Here is a 17,292-nt window from a genome sequence, read left to right on the forward strand (position 1 = left end):
GTAGAGCACTTGACTTTTAATCAAGTTGTCCGGGGTTCGAATCCCCGATGCTTCACTTTAAAACTTCTGTGAGAATATCACAGAAGTTTTTTTGTGTTTTTTTAACCCTAACATCATTTTATGGAATTACTATAGAGAAATAAAAAAGTTCTAAAGTTTTATGCTTTTTCATATATTATTAGTACCTGATACCATTAACCGTAGGAAGTGCGCAGTCTTAACGGTGGACAGGCTGTTTGAAGTCAGTAGATGTAATGCAGAACAGGAGGAGTTTTTATGAAGAGTCCTTTAAAGAATCTGAAAAAATATTTTCAGTTAATCATGACTGCTCTTATTTGCTTTGTAATGGGAGTCATTGAAGACAAGAAAAGAATCTGCATAAAAGATACAGATTCTAAAAAAGACAGAACTGTTTTGCGTCCGGATGATAAAAAGAACAACAGAAAAAATAAAATCATTTACTGGAATGAACCACGAATCCAGAATAGAATAAATAGAGCTGTATATTTTAATACGGGGTAATGAAGCCCCGTATGCAGAAACTATCGCAGTCCTTTTTCAATTAATGAATTTGAGACAGTTCAGCAGGATTTTATGTTCTGATGAGCAGGATCAATATGCATTATTTACGAGAATTGCTATATAACAGAAGTGTTATAAATAATATACATACAGATAAATATATATGTATATACTAAAAAGAAGAAGTTTATAATGATGGTCTGATATGAGAAAGTCTTTTTTCCCTGGAACAACGGGAATCTTTGCTCTATTTTTTGTTCCCTATATAGTTACAATTATTTTTAATGGTGCCAACACTACATTGATCAATAAAAAATTTAATGTGGAAATGCTTCTGCCGGTGATCGTTTCATCGCAGATTGAAGACAAATATGAAATTGAGACTATAAAAGCACAAACAATCATAGCAAGATCAAATTTTTACCGGACAATGAAAGAGGAGAAAAATCTGGCAATAACTTTATGTCAGATAAAGAAAGAGATGGAGGGGAAATCCCTGGCTTGTGTAATTTTACAGAATAAGTACGAAAAAGCAGTAACAGAAACAGAAGGAAAAGTCATTGTATGGAATAAAGAATTAAAGTTAGTTCCCTATCATGAATTAAGTGCAGGACAGACAAGAGATGGAATGGAAGTTTTCCACAACGAAGATGATTCGTATCTCAGATCCGTACACAGTCTTGTGGATAAAAATGCAAAAGATTATTTGAATAGTGTATACATAAATAAAAATGTCCTTCCGGAAAGAATTGAAATAAAATCCAGGGACAGTGCCGGTTATGTTACAGAAATTCTGGCTGACGGGAAAGTGTTGGAAGGCGAGGCATTCAGAAAAGGAATGGGACTCACGTCCTCAAATTTTACAATTCAGAAGTCTGGAAAGGAAATACGATTTTTATGTAGAGGAAAAGGTCATGGATTAGGATTCTCACAATATGGAGGGAATGAGATGGCAAAGGAGTCTGCGAATGCAAAAGAGATCTTACAATATTATTTTCCTGAGATGGATGTGCTGAACATAAAATCTGTAAATTGCTGAATAGATACGAATATTCTGGACACCCTATAGATATGAAGATGAAAACAGAGGTGAAAGGAATATGATGAATAACAAAGTGACAAGAATCATTGCCAATTCCGTTGGACTGGCCGCTGTAGCAGCATTGGGAATTACAGTTTATCAGTTAGGTACCTCCCCGGTCAAAGAGAAAACTCCTGAAGAAAAAACAGAAAATGTCGGTGAAAGTACACAGGATACGGAAGAACAATTGAGTGAAGATGCAGGAACGAATCATGTGGAGTCAGAAAATCAGTGGATATCCGATGACGGGGAAGATTTGGATGATACAAAGGTTACATTCCAAAAACAAGGAATGTATGGGGAAACAGCTCAGAATACTGTGGATAATAATGAATCAGATAATACTGCAGATGTGGATAAGACTGACAATGCTGTAAATTCTCAGCAAGCAGAAGAATCATCAGTAAATGCAAATATGAAATCCCAGACGATATCAGAAGATCAGGCAGATGAAGCAACAGATGTTTCGGCATCGGCCCTGAATCTTGCGACAGTAAATTTTTCGGAAGATACATTAATGGAGTGGCCGGTGAATGGAAATGTTCTCCTTGATTACAGTATGGATCAGACTACTTATTTTCCGACGCTTGATCAGTATAAATTGAGTCCGGCTATTGCTGTCGGTGCAGTAGAGGGAGCACCTGTGGTAGCTGCTGTTAATGGCAAGGTTTATTCTATAGAGCAGAATGCGCAGACGGGTACTACACTGACAATGGAACTTGGAAATGGATATCAGGCTGTTTATGGACAGCTTACAGATCTGACAGTGTCAGAAGGAGATACAATTAAAAAGGGAACGACGATAGGATATATTGCACAGCCTACAAAATATTACAGCACAGAAGGAACCAATCTTTATTTTGCAATGAAAAAGAATGGAGAACCAATAGATCCGATTGAATATCTTCCATAATGAAATAGAAGAAAAAAACAGGGTTGCCGCAGATTGGCAGCCCTTAATTTGGTATAGGGCCAAGACAGTAACGTATAAACAGTACTTTGATATTTGCAACAGAAATGATATGTGTAGTATAATACAAAATATGTAGTGATTCAGCAGTTAACAATTCGTGGATATCAGGTTAGGGGCACACTAGCATCATAAAATACTGCTGGTTATAAAAATACTTTCGGAAATTATACAGACAGCATGAAAGAGGAGCTTTTTATATGAATATTAATGAGATTGCCAAACTGGCAGGGGTCTCCAGAGCTACCGTATCTAGGTATCTGAACAATGGTTATGTCAGTGAGGAAAAGAAAAAAAATATCAGCAGAGTTATTGAAGAAACCGGGTATCAGCCTTCTTCACAGGCGCAGAGGCTGCGTACTAAGAAGACAAAACTGGTCGGAGTAATTCTGCCAAAGATAGATTCCAATACGATCAGCCGGGAAGTTGCCGGAATCAGTGACATACTTACCAAAAAAGGATATCAGCTGATACTGGCAAATACAAATAACAGTGTTGAAGAAGAATTGAAATATCTTTCGCTGTTCAGGGATAATCAGGTCGATGGTGTTATTTTTATTGCCACCATATTGACAAAACAGCACAGGGAAATGATGAAGGGATTTAAAGTTCCGATTGTTTTACTTGGACAACAGCTGGATGGTTATCCATGTATTTTTCAGGACGATTATAAGGCTGCTGTAAATCTTACTGAACAGATGGTGAAGACAGGAAAGAAGTTTGGATATATTACAGTTACGGATAAAGATGAGGCAGTTGGCAGGCAGCGAAAATCAGGTGTGGAGAAGGTTCTTGGAGAAAATCAGATCACATTGGAAAGTGGATGTGTAAAATGCGGAAATTTCACATTAGAGTCAGGATATGAGAAAGCGAAAGAACTTTTTACGGAGCATCCCGATGTAGATACATTGATCTGTGCAACAGATACCATGGCAGTTGGAGCGGCAAATTGGCTGAAGGAGAACGGATATCAGATTCCTCAACAGGTTCAGATTGCCGGAATGGGAGACAGTTTTCTGGGAAAGATCATAGAACCAAAGCTGACTACTGTACATTTTTTTTACAAGACAAGTGGAATGGAATCAGCAAAAGTGCTGGTAGATTTGATAGAATCTAAGGAAACATCATCTGTACATAAAGAAATAAAAATGGGATGTAAGGTGGTACTCAGAGAGTCTCACCGAAATATATGACTGAACATGAAAGAGGAACTCTGAGGCAATCATCAGAGTTCTTTTTTTCCGGATAATTAGATTTACATATATTAATTTACATATATTAAAGGGAGTGTTTTGGAAATAATATATAAAAAATGGATATAATATTTGTGATATGTTACATATTTACAAATAAAAAACGCCCAGATATAATAGCATATATGAGAACGATTCCATAAAAGTACATACAATCCATAGGAAATACATATTGGTGATCAGATAAGAAATATCGTGAGAGTGCAAGATATCTGCTGAGTTATAATCAGATATCAGAGTAAATTTGGAATGGTATAAGATGATATTAAGGTTAAAAGGTATTTTTATAAGATTAACAAGTGAAATTTGTTGAATATGTGAGAATTTCAAAGTGTACATTTATATGAGAACGATTCCATAAAAGGAGGATATTATGGATTACAGAAAAACAGCACAGGAGATATATGACCATATCGGTAAAAAAGAAAATATTATTTCCGCAGCTCATTGTGCCACACGTCTTCGCCTAGTTATCAGTGATAATTCAAAGGCTGATAAGGAATATGTTGAGAACATTGAAGGTGTAAAAGGTGTTTTCTTTGCGCAGGGACAGATGCAGATCATTCTGGGAACAGGTGTAGTTAATAAAGTATATGATGAGTTCATCCGGATTGCAGGAGTTTCTGAGAGCAGTAAAGAAGAGCTGAAAAAAGTTGCGGCTTCCAGGGCAAATCCGGTGCAGAGACTGATCAAGACACTTGGAGATATTTTTGTGCCGATTATTCCTGCAATTGTTGCAAGCGGTTTCCTGATGGGAATTATGGAAGCACTGAACTTCATGGTAAACAATGGATTTTTGAATATTGATACCAGCGGTTCTATTTATACATTTGCACAGCTTTTCAGTAATACGGCATATACGTTCCTGCCAATCCTCATCGCATACAGCGGTGCTAAAGTGTTTGGTGCAAACCCGTATCTGGGTGCAGTTATCGGTATGATCATGATTCATCCGAATCTCCAGAATGCATGGACAGTTGCCACAGAAGGTGTTAAAGCAACTCAGAAAGTATGGTTTGGACTTTACTCTATTGATATGGTCGGATATCAGGGGCATGTAATTCCGGTTATCATTGCAGTATGGGTACTGGCTCAGATTGAGAAGAGACTTCACAAAGTAGTGCCGGCAATGTTTGATCTGTTTGTTACTCCGCTTGTAAGTGTCTTTGTAACAGGATATCTGACATTATCCATTATCGGACCTATCTTTGTCACTGTTGAGAACGGACTTCTGAATGGGATTCAGTGGCTGATCGCATTGCCATTTGGTATCGGAAGTCTTATTATGGGTGCGTTTTATGCACCGACGGTGGTTGCCGGTGTTCACCATATGTACACGATCATTGATCTTGGACAGTTGTCTAAATTTGGAGTTACTTACTGGCTGCCTCTTGCTTCTGCAGCGAATATTGCACAGGGTGGAGCCACTCTTGCAGTAGCACTTAAGACAAAGAATCAGAAGATTAAATCAATGGCAGTTCCGTCTGCATTAAGTGCCTGTATGGGAATTACTGAACCTGCGATCTTTGGTGTTAACCTTCGCTTTGGAAAACCATTTGTGATGGGATGTATTGGTGGTGCATTTGGTGCACTGTTTGCATCTGTTACAGGACTGGGGGCTACGGGAACTGGCGTAACCGGTATCTTTGGAATTCTTCTTTGTCTGAATAATCCGGTTTCTTATATTCTTATGTTTGTGATTGCATTTGGTGCTGCCTTTGTACTTACCTGGTTGTTTGGATATAAGGACACTAATGTTTCTGAAAAGACAGAAAGTGTTGAAGCTGTGGGAGATAAATCAACAACAGAAAAAAGCAATGCAGATGATTCTGTGCTTTATAGTGTATCAGAAGGAACTGCGATTTTGCTTTCCCAGGTAAATGACGCTACATTTGCTTCGGAAGTACTTGGAAAAGGAATTGCCGTAATTCCATCGAAGGGTGAAGTTGTTGCTCCATGTGATGCTGTGGTTGAGACTGTTTTTGATACAAAGCATGCAGTTGGTTTAAGTACGGAAAGTGGTATGGAGCTTCTGATCCATATCGGGATCAATACAGTGGAATTGAATGGAAAATATTTTACATCTCATGTAAAGAATGGAGATCACGTAAAGAAAGGCCAGCTTCTGGTTTCCTTTGATATGGAGAAAGTTAAGGCAGCAGGATACGATGTGACGACTCCTCTTATTGTAACGAATTCGGATGATTATAAAGATGTGAAAATTCTGTCGGAAGATTCGGTAACACCATCAGATAAAGTATTGGAGATTGTGAAATGAGTACGCTAACTAAAGTTCTTGAAAGAAATATAAAAGTAATTGAAAAGAACGCAGATCTGACAGAAGGAAGATTCCGGCTTGGACATCATCTGATGCCGCCGGTCGGATGGCTCAATGATCCAAATGGACTATGCTGGTATAAAGGCAGATATCATGTGTTTTTTCAATACGCTCCCTTTGATGTGGAAGGCGGACTGAAATTCTGGGGACATTATACAAGCGAAGATCTGGTAGACTGGAAATACGAAGGGACAGCTCTTTATCCGGATTCTCCTTATGACTGTCATGGTGTCTATTCCGGATCTGCATTGGCAGAGAGTGAAAAACTTCATTTGTTTTTCACCGGGAATGTAAAGATTGACGGTGATTATGATTATATTAATGAAGGACGTGAGACCAGTACGCTTCATGTAGAAAGTGAGGACGGAATTCATTTCGGAGATAAAGAAGAGATAATTTCTTTTGAAAAATATCCGGAAGAGTTTACCTGTCATATCAGAGACCCGAAAGTCTGGAAAGAAAACGACAGGTATTTTATGGTTCTTGGCGGACGTCTTAAGGGAGATAAAGGTGCAGTTCTGGTTTATGAATCAGAAAATCTGAAAGAATGGAAATTTAAACATATAATAACCACACCGGAAGCTTTTGGCTATATGTGGGAATGCCCGGACTATTTCGAACTGGACGGGAAGAAATTTCTGTCTGTATCACCACAGGGCTTGAAGAGGGAAGAATTTCGTTTTCAGAATATCTATCAGTCAGGCTATTTTCCGGTAAAAGAGGATGGCTCTGTAGATGAAAGAGACTTTCGTGAGTGGGATATGGGATTTGACTTTTATGCTCCACAGACCTTTACAGATAACAGCGGAAGGCGACTTCTGATAGGATGGATGGGAATGCCGGATGCAGAGGAGGAATATACCAATAAAACCATTGATGAAGGCTGGCAGCATTGTCTTACCGTACCGCGGGAACTGAGGGTAAAGGATGGAAAAATATTCCAGTATCCGGCAAAAGAACTGGAGAGACTCCGAAAAGAGAAAACAATTCTTGATGATGAAAAATCAATTGTTGAGGTTCGTGTAGAAGTAAATGAAGGTTTTGATCTGTTAATTGAAGATATTGCAGTGACAGACAGAAGTTTTCAGATCAGTATGGGCGGACAGATGCTCTTTAAATATGAAAATGAAATTGCGGAGATTGGATTTTCTGAAATTGCGGGTGCAGGAAGAAATAAGCGGAAAGCGAAAGTCAGTGAACTGAACAATATCCGGATTCTTGCAGATACTTCTGCAGTGGAACTTTATCTGAATGATGGAGAGATTGTATTCTCAACCAGATATTATCCGGATCGTGAAGATCTGCAGCTAAAGGTAAAAGGCGGAAAATTCAGGGGAAATCTCTGGAATCTTCGAAAAATGATATTCACAAAATAAGAAAATAAACGTATAATAAAGCAGGTGGGAAAGAAAATCCGCAGTCGGTTTCCCTGCCTGCTTTTTTGACATATTGGTATTTCTGGTGCTGAGAGATCTGGCTGTCAGAAAGAATATGTGTCCGGATGATATACGTGTTTTAAACCGACTGTTTATTATAGAAACAGGGACGACCGTAAAAGATAGCAGTTGTCCTTTACATAAATTATAAAAAATTTCAAATAATGTAATTCCAGACAATAAGACAGTTGCTTGATTATAATATATGACTGTCGGGTGATTATGATGAATTATACTTACATTGTTAAATGTGCAGATGGGACTCTTTATACAGGGTGGACAAACTGTCTGCAGAAACGTATGAAAGCACACAACGAGGGAAAGAACGGCGCGAAATATACAAGGACCAAAAGACCGGTTACACTTGTATATTATGAAGGATTTTCAACAAAAGAAGAAGCGATGAGACGTGAATATGAGATTAAACAATTTACCAGAAATAAAAAACTGGAGTTGCTGAGCTTCTGAACCCGTCAGATAAGGAGGATAAGAGAAAATGAAAAAGATGACAAAATGGCTTGCAGTATGCGCAGTATGTGTGATGGGCAGTGTTCCGGCCATGGCAGCAGAAGTACCGGATGTTACTGTAACACCGATCCCGATTGAAACACCGGCTCCGGATGTAACACCAATCGAGACACCTGCACCAACACCCATACCGGAGGTGAAAAATGGCTGGTGTGAGTATGGAACAAAAAATAAGAAATATTTTAAAGATGGACAGTATCTTACAGGAATGCGTAAAATCCATGGTGAAGTTTATTATTTCAGTCCAAAAGGATTTATGAAAACCGGATGGATCAAATACAATAACAAGAAATATTATTTTGGTTCCAATGGAAAACGTTACAGTGGCGTTAAGAAAATCAGCGGAAAATATTACTATTTCAGTGACAAGGGTGTTCTGAGAACGAAAACAGTTAAAGTTGGAAATACAATTTATTATTGTACAGAAAAGGGAATTCTGGAAGCCTGGAAAAAAGGAAAGACGATTTATTATCCAAATGGAAAGAAAATGAATTCCACCAAAGCGTATGAGTATGAGACTTTGCAGAGAGCAAAGGATGTTGTCAGCAAGATTACAAAACCGAGTATGTCAAAAAGTGAGAAATTTGAAACCTGTTTCAGATGGGTAATGTATCAGCATTATTACGATACCAGAAGAATATTTTATAATCAGACTGCATGGCCTGCGTTATATGCAAACGATTATCTGATACTGAGCGGAAAAGGCGGGGACTGTTTCTCAGATGCCTGTTCGTTTGCCTATCTTGCAAAGGCTCTTGGATATAAGAATGTTTATGTCTGCGTAGATACAACGGCAACTGACGGAAGCGGTCATTGCTGGGCTGAAATCGGAGGCAGAGTATATGATCCGCTGTTCGCAGAGGCGAAGAGCTATTATGGATATTTTGGCGTGGGATATGGATCCTATGGATTGTATCCGGAAAGAAGAGTAGCTGTGTAATATAAAAGCTTTCCTGCAGGGATTATGCTGCAGCAGAGAAAATTGTATTGTTAAGGGGTTGTAGCACCGGAAAAAATCCGGTGCTGCAACCCCTTGTTTTGTTTATTGGCAAATTGACGGTTATACAGGTAGTGGAGCAACAAAAAAGTACATGACAATGAAATGGCAGGCACTTCCAAGCATAACAAAGATGTGAAAGATCTCATGGGAACCAAAATTCTTATGTCTGGAATTAAAAAGCGGAACTTTTAATGCATAGATCACACCACCGATGGTATAAATGATTCCGCCTGCAAGAAGCCAGTCAAATCCTGCACGTGGGAGTGCATGGAAGATTGGAACAAATGCCAGTACACACAGCCAGCCCATGGCGATATACAGTACAGAGGACAACCATTTGGGACAGGTGATCCAACAGCCCTTTAAGATAATGCCGAGGACTGCAATACTCCATACCAGCGCGCACAGAATATATCCAATGCGGTTATGAAGAACGATCAGGCATACAGGAGTATAGCTTCCGGCGATCATCACAAAAATCATCATGTGATCCATTTTTCGCAGCCGTCGATTGACCTTCTCTGTAGAATCTACAGAATGGTAAATGGTACTGGCTGCATAGAGCAGAACCATGGTAAGGATAAAAATACTTAAAGCAACAATATGGAGCACATCATAAGAACGCGCTGCCTTGATAATAAGAGGAACTGCTCCGACTGTAGCGAGAAGAAGGGCAATACCATGAGTGATCGCACTTCCGGGATCTTTTAATTTAAATTTCATAAAAACGCCTCCATTCATTCAGATAAATATAATGAAAACAATATAATATAGTTTTAAAAACTACATATCAAGTATATAAATACTATAACACAAAAAAACAAAAAATCAAGGGCTTATTTTGGGAATCAAAGAAATGTTTGTCCGGCAATGCAAATGAGTTACAGGGTTGCGAAGATGAGGAAAACAGTTGAATCTATATGATAAATCTCCTATAATACAAGTAAAGTAAGTGGTAAAGGAGACAGTTCCATGGGAAAAACCATAACGATATGTTTTACAAATAATAAGGGTGGAAGTGGAAAAACCACAACCTGTTCAAACCTTGGAGCGGCGATGGCTCAGGCAGGGAAAAAGGTTCTTCTGATCGATGGAGATATGCAGTTAAATCTTTCTCTTGCCTTTTTTCCGGAGAACTGGGTGCTGGAGCAGGCGAAAGGAGAGAAGAATCTGTATTGCGCAATCGGAAAACAGGAAGAGCTCAGCGGTTATGTGGTACATACTCCCTACGAAAATCTGGATCTGATACCATCGTCTACATTGATGAGTTCTATAGAATATGAACTTTTTACAAAATGGCAGAGAGAATTTATCCTGCGAAAATGCATTCAGAAGATAAAGGATGCAGGAAATTATGACTATATTCTGATTGATGCACCTCCTACGCTGGGTGGTTGGGTGATGAATATCCTTTGTGCATCAGACAGGGTAATTATTCCTGTTGAGGCAAGTCCATGGGGAATGTTCGGACTTGCGAATATGTTTGAATTTCTTAATGAAGTAAAGCAGATTACTCCGGAACTGGAAGTTGCCGGAATTGCAGTGACAAAGGTAGATACAAGAAAGAGTTATTATAAACAGACAATGGAAACACTGCATGAACTTGAGGATATTCATGTATTTGAGCAGATTATCAGAGTGGACAGCTCTGTAGAATGGTCACAGGATAACAGTATTCCGGTTGTGGAATATAAAAAATCAAGCAGAAGTGCCAGAGAATATACGAGATTGGCAGAGGAGGTCATGGAATTATGTCAGTAGGCAGGGAGAGTATTCGGCGTGCAGCAAATGCAGGTGCCGGGAAAACCGTAAAGAAGCCCGTTGTATCCACAAAAGAGGCAGAGAAACCGGAAACAATATCTGTTACAGAAGAAAAGAAAAAAACAGCAAAAGATTCTGTTCATATTAATGAGGAACTGCCGGTATATCTTCTTTAAAAGTTATTTGTAAGTGCTTGAGTATTTTGTTATTTTATAGAAAATAATCAAGTGGTTGCGCAAAAAGTGGGGTATTTTATGGAAACAGAAGAAAAGAAGATATATACAATAGAAGATATCGCCCGGGAGCTTGGGGTAAGTAAGACTACGGTATCACGTGCTATTTCAGGAAAGGGAAGAATCAGTCAGGCTACAAGAGACAGAGTACGGGCATTTATAAAAGAACATGATTACAGACCCAATGTTGTGGCAAAGGGGTTGGCACAGCGTAAAACTTATAATATTGCACTGCTGATGCCGAAGGATTATGTTGCCACAGAGTTTCTTTTTTTTAAAGACTGTATGAATGGAATCTGTGAGATGGCTTCCTCCTATGATTATGATATTATTATTTCTATGATTGATGGAGCAGATGTATCGCAGATACAGAGACTGGAGGCAAATCGAAAAGTTGACGGGATCATTGTAAGCAGAGCAGTGGTAAGTTCCAAGGTACAGAAATATCTGAAGAACTGTAAGGAACCATATATATTGATCGGCCCGTCTTCAGATCCGGAAGTTCCGTTTGTAGATAACAAGAACCAGGAAGCCGGAAAAGAACTGACAAGTATTATGTTGATGAAAGGTTTTCGGAATCTGGCACTTCTGGGTGGAAATCAGTCCTACAATGTTACCGGAAGCAGATATCAGGGTTTTCTGGAAGCACATGAGGAAATGGGAGTTTCTGTTAACGAAAATCTGATCTTCATGGATACGGATAATCAGGCAGCAGTATCTGATGCTGTGAAGAGACTGCTTGAAGAAGGCGCGGATGGTATTGTCTGCATGGATGATGTGATCTGCAGCATGTGTCTGAGCAGTCTGAGGGAAAAGAAAATATCGGTTCCTGCAGAAATAAAAATAGCCAGTATGTATGACAGTAAGAATCTGGAATATAATAATCCACCGATTACCAGTATACGCTTTGATACGGTAAGACTGGGAAAGATGGCATGTGCGAAATTACTGAACATCCTGGGAGAGAAGCCACTGGAGGATACAGTGCCTCTGAACTACCAGGTAGTGTTGCGGGAGTCGACACAGTAGTATATGGATGTAAAATCCGATCAGATTATAGAAATTGAAAATGAATGGCAGGATTAGAAAGTTCTCTGTATTTATTGTAAGGATCAATAAGCAGAGAACTTTTTGTGTATAAAAAAATCGGTTGAAATTCTCTGGACAATCTGATTTTATCAAAATGAAAACGGTTGCACAAATCAAGTATATCATTGTATGAAAAAACGAAAAAATCAAACTGAATTGTGCAATATGACAAAAAAAGAGTTTTGAAATTAGATAATAATGGCTAATTGACTTTATAAATATAAAGGAATATACTAAAAATATGAACAAACGGTTGCGCAAACAAAACTGAGGGCGTTTATTACGCAAATCGGATGCGGGCTGTTTAGGCATAACCATCAAAAACAGGAGGAAGAGAAAATGAGAAAAAATGTAAAAAAGGTGATTGCACCGTTACTGGCAGCAGCTATGGCACTTTCCTGCACAGTATGTGTAAGTGCAGCAGAGGATGAGACAATTAAACTGACTGTATGGGGAGCTGAAGAAGACCAGAATTTATTAAAAGAACTGACAGATAAATTCCAGGAGAAGTATGCAGATCAGAAATTTGATATTCAGATTGGCGTAGAATCTGAGTCTACTGCAAAAGATACTATTCTGACAGACGTAGAGGCTGGTGCAGATGTATATGCATTCGCAGATGATCAGCTTCCGGATCTTGTAAAAGCAGGAGCACTTCTGAAACTTGATGATTATGCAGAAGCACTTCAGCTTGCAGATACAACACTTGATGATGTAAAAGCTGCAAACGTTGAAGGCGCTATTGATGCAGCAACAATTGATGGCAGTCTGTATGCATTTCCAAGAGCAGCTGACAACGGATATTTTCTTTACTATGATTCATCTGTAATTTCCGAGGAAGATGCAGCAAGCTGGGACAGCCTTCTTGAAGCAGCTGATAAGGCCGGAAAGAAAGTTGGTATGACACTTGCTTCCGGATGGTACAATGCTTCTTTCTTCTATGGAGCAGGATTTACAACAGGACTTAATGATGACGGAACAACAACTATGGACTGGAACGGAACAAGTGCTGATGGATATACAGGTGTTGATGTAGTAAAAGGAATGCTTGATATTACATCTAATCCGGCATTTATGGCAGTTGCTGATGGTGATATGTCTAATCAGCTTGCATCCGGTAATCTGGCAGCATGCGTTTCCGGTACATGGGATGCAATCACAGCAAAGGAGATATTTGGTGACGGATATGCAGCAACAAAGCTTCCTACATTCACAGTTGGTGACAAACAGGTTCAGCAGGGATCTGTTGCCGGTTACAAATATGTTGGTGTAAACGGCTATTCTGAGAATTCCGGATGGGCAGTTCTTCTTGCTGAGTACCTTACAAATGAAGAATCCCAGCAGATGTTCTTTGATCAGAGAGAAAGCGGTCCTTCAAACAAGAATGTAGCAGCATCTGATTCTGTTCAGGAAAATGTAGCACTTGCAGCACTTGCAGCTCAGTCTGAATATGCACAGGCTCAGAAGGTTGGCGGAAAATATTGGGATCCTGCAAAGACATTCGGAGAACTGATTGCACAGGGAACATTATCTGCGGATGATGATAATGCAATCCAGGAAGCACTTGATAATCTGGTAGAGGGTGCTGCTGCTTCTGTAGAATAATTGTAAAATAAAAAAATTATATAACAGATTTTAAAAAATGGCCCATATGCATAACGGCATGTGAGCTGTTTTAAGGAAACGGCAGATGCTGTCTGAGAAAAGATAGTAACAAAAATGAAATGACGAGGAGGAGAGATATGGCAGCACAGGACAATAATTCTGCTGCAGCGGCAGTGAGTGGATTCTTTAAATCCATCGGTGGATTTTTTGCTGACTTTGGTACTGCTGTAGTGAAAGGTGATGCCTTTGTAAAGCTGTCCCTGATCTGGATGGGCGCAGGCTATGCAAAGCGTAAACAGTATGTGAAAGCAGTACTGATGACATTGCTGGAGATCGCAGTGATCGTTTTTTCAGTGAAATTTGCAATGCAGTATGTACCAAAATTCAGTACCCTTGGTACTGTAAAGATGGAAAAAGTCTTTAACATGAAAACAATGAAAAGTGAATTTAATGATTATGATAATTCCTTTACGATCCTGTTGTTTTCATTGTTCAGCTTTGTTGTATGGTTTGCGGCAGCTGTTGTGTGGTTTAAGAACGTGATCAATGCTTATACACTTCAGAAAATGGAAGAAGCGGGAAAGCATATCAATACTTTTAAAGAAGATCTCAGATCACTGACAGAAGAGAAGTTTCATATTACATTACTGACACTTCCGGTACTTGGAGTTGTGATTTTCACATTAATCCCAATCTTACTTCTGATCTTTGTAGCATTTACAAATTATGATCAGCAGCATATGCCTCCTACTGAGTTGTTCTCATGGGTAGGTTTCAGTAACTTTATCAGTTTGTTTGGCGGCGGCGGTCTTACATCTACGTTCGGATATGCATTTGTGCGGGTTCTGGGATGGACACTTGTATGGGCTTTCTTCGCAACATTTACAACTTATATCGGAGGTATCCTGCTTTCACTGCTTCTTAACAGCAAGAAGACAAGACTGTCGAAGATGTGGCGTACTTTATTTATCGTAACGATTGCAGTCCCGCAGTTTGTATCACTTCTGCTGGTGCGTAATTTCTTCTCCAATGGTGGTATCGTCAACACAATCTGTCACAGCATTGGACTGACCGGATTCTTAAGAAGCATAGGACTTGTGTCCACAAGCTATATTCCGTTTCTTTCTGCTCCGGGCTGGGCACATGTAATGATCATTCTCATTAATATCTGGATTGGTGTTCCGTATCAGATGCTGATTGCAACAGGTGTTCTGATGAACCTTCCTTCTGACCAGCTTGAGAGTGCAAGAGTAGACGGTGCAACAAACTTCCAGATATTCAGAAAGATTACAATGCCATATCTGCTCTTTGTAACAGGACCTGCTCTGATCACAGACTTTGTAAAAAATATTAATAACTTTAATGTTATTTATCTGCTCACACAGGATGTTTATACAACAACTAATCAGGCAATGGCAAGCTCACAGGCAAAAGAGGTTGACCTTCTGGTTACCTGGCTGTTCCGTCTGACTCAGGATTACTACAACTATAAGATGGCATCAGCAATCGGTATTATCGTGTTTATTATCTGTGCAGTATTCACCCTGGTTGCATTTAACAGGATGATCAAGGGAGATAAGGAGGGAACATATCAATAATGAAAAAGATGAAAGACAGTCGTACTTCTTCTATAGTATTACATAATTTATTGATCGCAGTGCTGGCATTTATCTGGCTGATCCCGATCATCTGGCTGTTATGTACTTCCTTCAGTGCATATTCAGGAATGAATACCAGTACATTTTTTCCGAAGGAATGGAGCATCAGCAATTACATGAAGCTGTTTCATTCAGATTCTGTATCTCAGTTTCCGCAGTGGTTTCTGAATACATTTATCATTGCATGCTTTACATGTGTGATTTCCACTATGTTCGTACTGATGGTTGCATATGCAACATCTGTTATGAGATTCAAGATGAGAAAACCGCTGATGAACATGGCAGTTATCCTGAATCTGTTTCCTGGTATGCTGGCAATGATTGCAGTTTACTTCACACTGAAATCTTTTAATCTGACAAACAGCTATGCCGGTCTGATCATGGTTTACTCTGCTTCTTCAGGTCTTGGTTATTTGATTGCGAAAGGATTCTTTGATACAGTTCCGAGAGCACTCTGCGAGGCTGCCAGAATTGATGGATGCAGTGAGGCAAGAATCTTCTTCCAGATGGTTCTGCCCATGAGCCGCCCGATTGTTGTTTATACAGTTATCAGCAGTTTCCTGGTGCCATGGATGGATTTCGTATATGCAAAGATGATCCTGAATGCCGGTATTTCTTCCAAATATACAGTTGCCATTGGTCTGTACAAGATGCTGGATAAGAGCCTTATCAATTCTTATTTTACTCAGTTCTGCGCAGGTGGTGTACTGGTATCCATACCGATTTCTATTCTGTTTATGATCATGCAGAAATTCTATGTGGAAGGAATTACAGGCGGTGCTGTAAAAGGTTGATATTATGAATATGACAACGGGAAGAAGAGGAATCGTTTGGAAAACTCCGGATATCACAGCTGATGGGCTGAAGATGTTTGCATGTATCACTATGCTGATCCAGACAGTTGGAATTGCCATTATTGAAAAAGGCCTGATCCATTTAGACCAGTATACTCAGGAGAGTCTGAACCAGGCGATGTCTCAGGATTCCCGTTTGATGACACTTGCGGGAGTCGGATCCATTATGCAGCTTATAGGCGGGATGGCGATTCCCGTATTTGCGTTTCTGCTGGTAGAGGGATTTCGTAATACATCGGATTATAAGAAGTATCTGATCATGATGGCTGTTACTGCACTGGTCAGTGAGATTCCATATGATCTGGCAATCTGCGGAAAAGTATGGGACTTTTCCAGTCAGAACGCAATGATCACGATGTGTATCTGCCTGATTATGCTGAAATGCTTAGATCTGTTTAAAGAAACTTCCGGATTTACAGGTGGTATGTTAAAGGTACTGATCCTGATCGCAGCTATTGTCTGGGTGAGCATTTTCCGGGCAGAGTATGGACTTTGTATTGTTCTGCTTGTGTTTGTGTTCTATGTGTTTGAGACAAGAAATGTGCTGAAAACAGTGCTGGGATGTATTATCAGTCTGATGTATGTGACCGGACCGATTGCGTTCTATGGAATCTGGTGCTGCACTGGAGAGAGAAAGGATTACATCAATAAATATGTCTATTATGCTTTTTATCCTTTGCATTTGCTGGTGCTTGGAGTAATTGCAAACTATATCCTGTAAGAAGAATGAAATCAAATCCCGTCTGCTTTGACTGAGAAAAGTAATAAGCAGCGAGAATAGTGTGTTTTGAAATTGGATAGAGTATTAAATATGATAGTGAAAAAGAAAACGACTGAGAATAGAGAATTAAGAGAAATGTTTTTAAATGATTAATAATATTGATATTAGTGATTAAATGTGTTGAAATATGCTCATGGAGGTATTGCTATGAACACATCGAATATCACTAATTATAAACCAAAA

Annotated in this window: 16 protein-coding genes; 15 read left to right on the forward strand and 1 reads right to left on the reverse strand. The window is 39.3% G+C overall.

The window, feature by feature from the left end:
- Positions 1-276: 276 nt before the first annotated feature.
- The 8 genes from LJE09_RS15070 to LJE09_RS15105 all read left to right on the forward strand — a co-directional run bounded on the left by LJE09_RS15070 (position 277) and on the right by LJE09_RS15105 (position 9,068).
- Positions 277-522, forward strand: a complete 246-nt coding sequence (locus tag LJE09_RS15070; protein ID WP_020993336.1) for a hypothetical protein — start codon at positions 277-279, stop codon at positions 520-522.
- A 205-nt stretch (positions 523-727) separates the two neighbouring features.
- Entirely contained in the window at positions 728-1,561 is an 834-nt protein-coding gene (locus tag LJE09_RS15075; RefSeq protein ID WP_055054301.1) for a SpoIID/LytB domain-containing protein, read from the forward strand.
- 61 nt (positions 1,562-1,622) lie between these two features.
- Positions 1,623-2,516 (forward strand): M23 family metallopeptidase, encoded by an 894-nt coding sequence (locus tag LJE09_RS15080; RefSeq protein WP_022379867.1) that lies wholly within the window; start codon positions 1,623-1,625, stop codon positions 2,514-2,516.
- Positions 2,517-2,773: 257 nt separating this feature from the next.
- The gene (locus LJE09_RS15085; protein ID WP_022379868.1) at positions 2,774-3,766 is read left to right on the forward strand and encodes a LacI family DNA-binding transcriptional regulator; all 993 of its coding nucleotides are present in this window, start codon (positions 2,774-2,776) and stop codon (positions 3,764-3,766) included.
- Between the two features lie 433 nt (positions 3,767-4,199).
- Complete coding sequence (locus tag LJE09_RS15090; RefSeq protein WP_196027530.1) at positions 4,200-6,104, forward strand: PTS beta-glucoside transporter subunit IIBCA; 1,905 nt, start codon at positions 4,200-4,202, stop codon at positions 6,102-6,104.
- Positions 6,101-7,540 carry a glycoside hydrolase family 32 protein gene (locus tag LJE09_RS15095; protein WP_025580987.1) on the forward strand — a complete coding sequence of 480 codons (1,440 nt, stop codon included), beginning with the start codon at positions 6,101-6,103 and terminating at the stop codon, positions 7,538-7,540. The genes LJE09_RS15090 and LJE09_RS15095 overlap by 4 nt, the downstream gene beginning before the upstream one ends.
- Positions 7,541-7,825: 285 nt before the next feature.
- Entirely contained in the window at positions 7,826-8,068 is a 243-nt protein-coding gene (locus LJE09_RS15100; protein ID WP_025580986.1) for a GIY-YIG nuclease family protein, read from the forward strand.
- A gap of 28 nt (positions 8,069-8,096) precedes the next feature.
- Positions 8,097-9,068 (forward strand): N-acetylmuramoyl-L-alanine amidase family protein, encoded by a 972-nt coding sequence (locus LJE09_RS15105; RefSeq protein WP_227311516.1) that lies wholly within the window; start codon positions 8,097-8,099, stop codon positions 9,066-9,068.
- 120 nt (positions 9,069-9,188) lie between these two features.
- Here LJE09_RS15105 and trhA read toward each other — a convergent pair whose 3' ends face one another.
- Positions 9,189-9,851 carry a PAQR family membrane homeostasis protein TrhA gene (gene trhA / locus LJE09_RS15110; protein ID WP_118338859.1) on the reverse strand — a complete coding sequence of 221 codons (663 nt, stop codon included), beginning with the start codon at positions 9,849-9,851 and terminating at the stop codon, positions 9,189-9,191.
- Between the two features lie 249 nt (positions 9,852-10,100).
- On the opposite strand from trhA, the gene LJE09_RS15115 reads away from it, so the two are divergent.
- The 7 genes from LJE09_RS15115 (at position 10,101) to LJE09_RS15145 (ending at position 17,049) form a co-directional block, all read left to right on the forward strand.
- On the forward strand, positions 10,101-10,889 hold the full coding sequence (locus LJE09_RS15115; RefSeq protein ID WP_022379873.1) for a ParA family protein: 789 nt from the start codon (positions 10,101-10,103) through the stop codon (positions 10,887-10,889).
- Entirely contained in the window at positions 10,880-11,065 is a 186-nt protein-coding gene (locus LJE09_RS15120; protein ID WP_227311517.1) for a hypothetical protein, read from the forward strand. Before LJE09_RS15115 ends, LJE09_RS15120 begins: the two co-directional genes overlap by 10 nt.
- Before the next feature lie 78 nt (positions 11,066-11,143).
- Positions 11,144-12,151, forward strand: coding sequence for a LacI family DNA-binding transcriptional regulator (locus LJE09_RS15125; protein WP_025578973.1), 1,008 nt, complete (start codon positions 11,144-11,146; stop codon positions 12,149-12,151).
- A 399-nt stretch (positions 12,152-12,550) separates the two neighbouring features.
- Positions 12,551-13,816, forward strand: a complete 1,266-nt coding sequence (locus LJE09_RS15130) for an extracellular solute-binding protein (RefSeq protein WP_025578975.1) — start codon at positions 12,551-12,553, stop codon at positions 13,814-13,816.
- 137 nt (positions 13,817-13,953) lie between these two features.
- Positions 13,954-15,414 carry a carbohydrate ABC transporter permease gene (locus LJE09_RS15135; RefSeq protein WP_044996454.1) on the forward strand — a complete coding sequence of 487 codons (1,461 nt, stop codon included), beginning with the start codon at positions 13,954-13,956 and terminating at the stop codon, positions 15,412-15,414.
- Entirely contained in the window at positions 15,414-16,268 is an 855-nt protein-coding gene (locus tag LJE09_RS15140; RefSeq protein ID WP_025578978.1) for a sugar ABC transporter permease, read from the forward strand. The genes LJE09_RS15135 and LJE09_RS15140 overlap by 1 nt, the downstream gene beginning before the upstream one ends.
- A 4-nt stretch (positions 16,269-16,272) precedes the next feature.
- Positions 16,273-17,049 carry a TraX family protein gene (locus LJE09_RS15145; RefSeq protein ID WP_025578980.1) on the forward strand — a complete coding sequence of 259 codons (777 nt, stop codon included), beginning with the start codon at positions 16,273-16,275 and terminating at the stop codon, positions 17,047-17,049.
- Positions 17,050-17,292 lie beyond the last annotated feature (243 nt).

It is taken from the genome of Blautia sp. DFI.3.45 (assembly GCF_020593505.1).
Taxonomy (GTDB): domain Bacteria; phylum Bacillota; class Clostridia; order Lachnospirales; family Lachnospiraceae; genus Blautia_A; species Blautia_A wexlerae.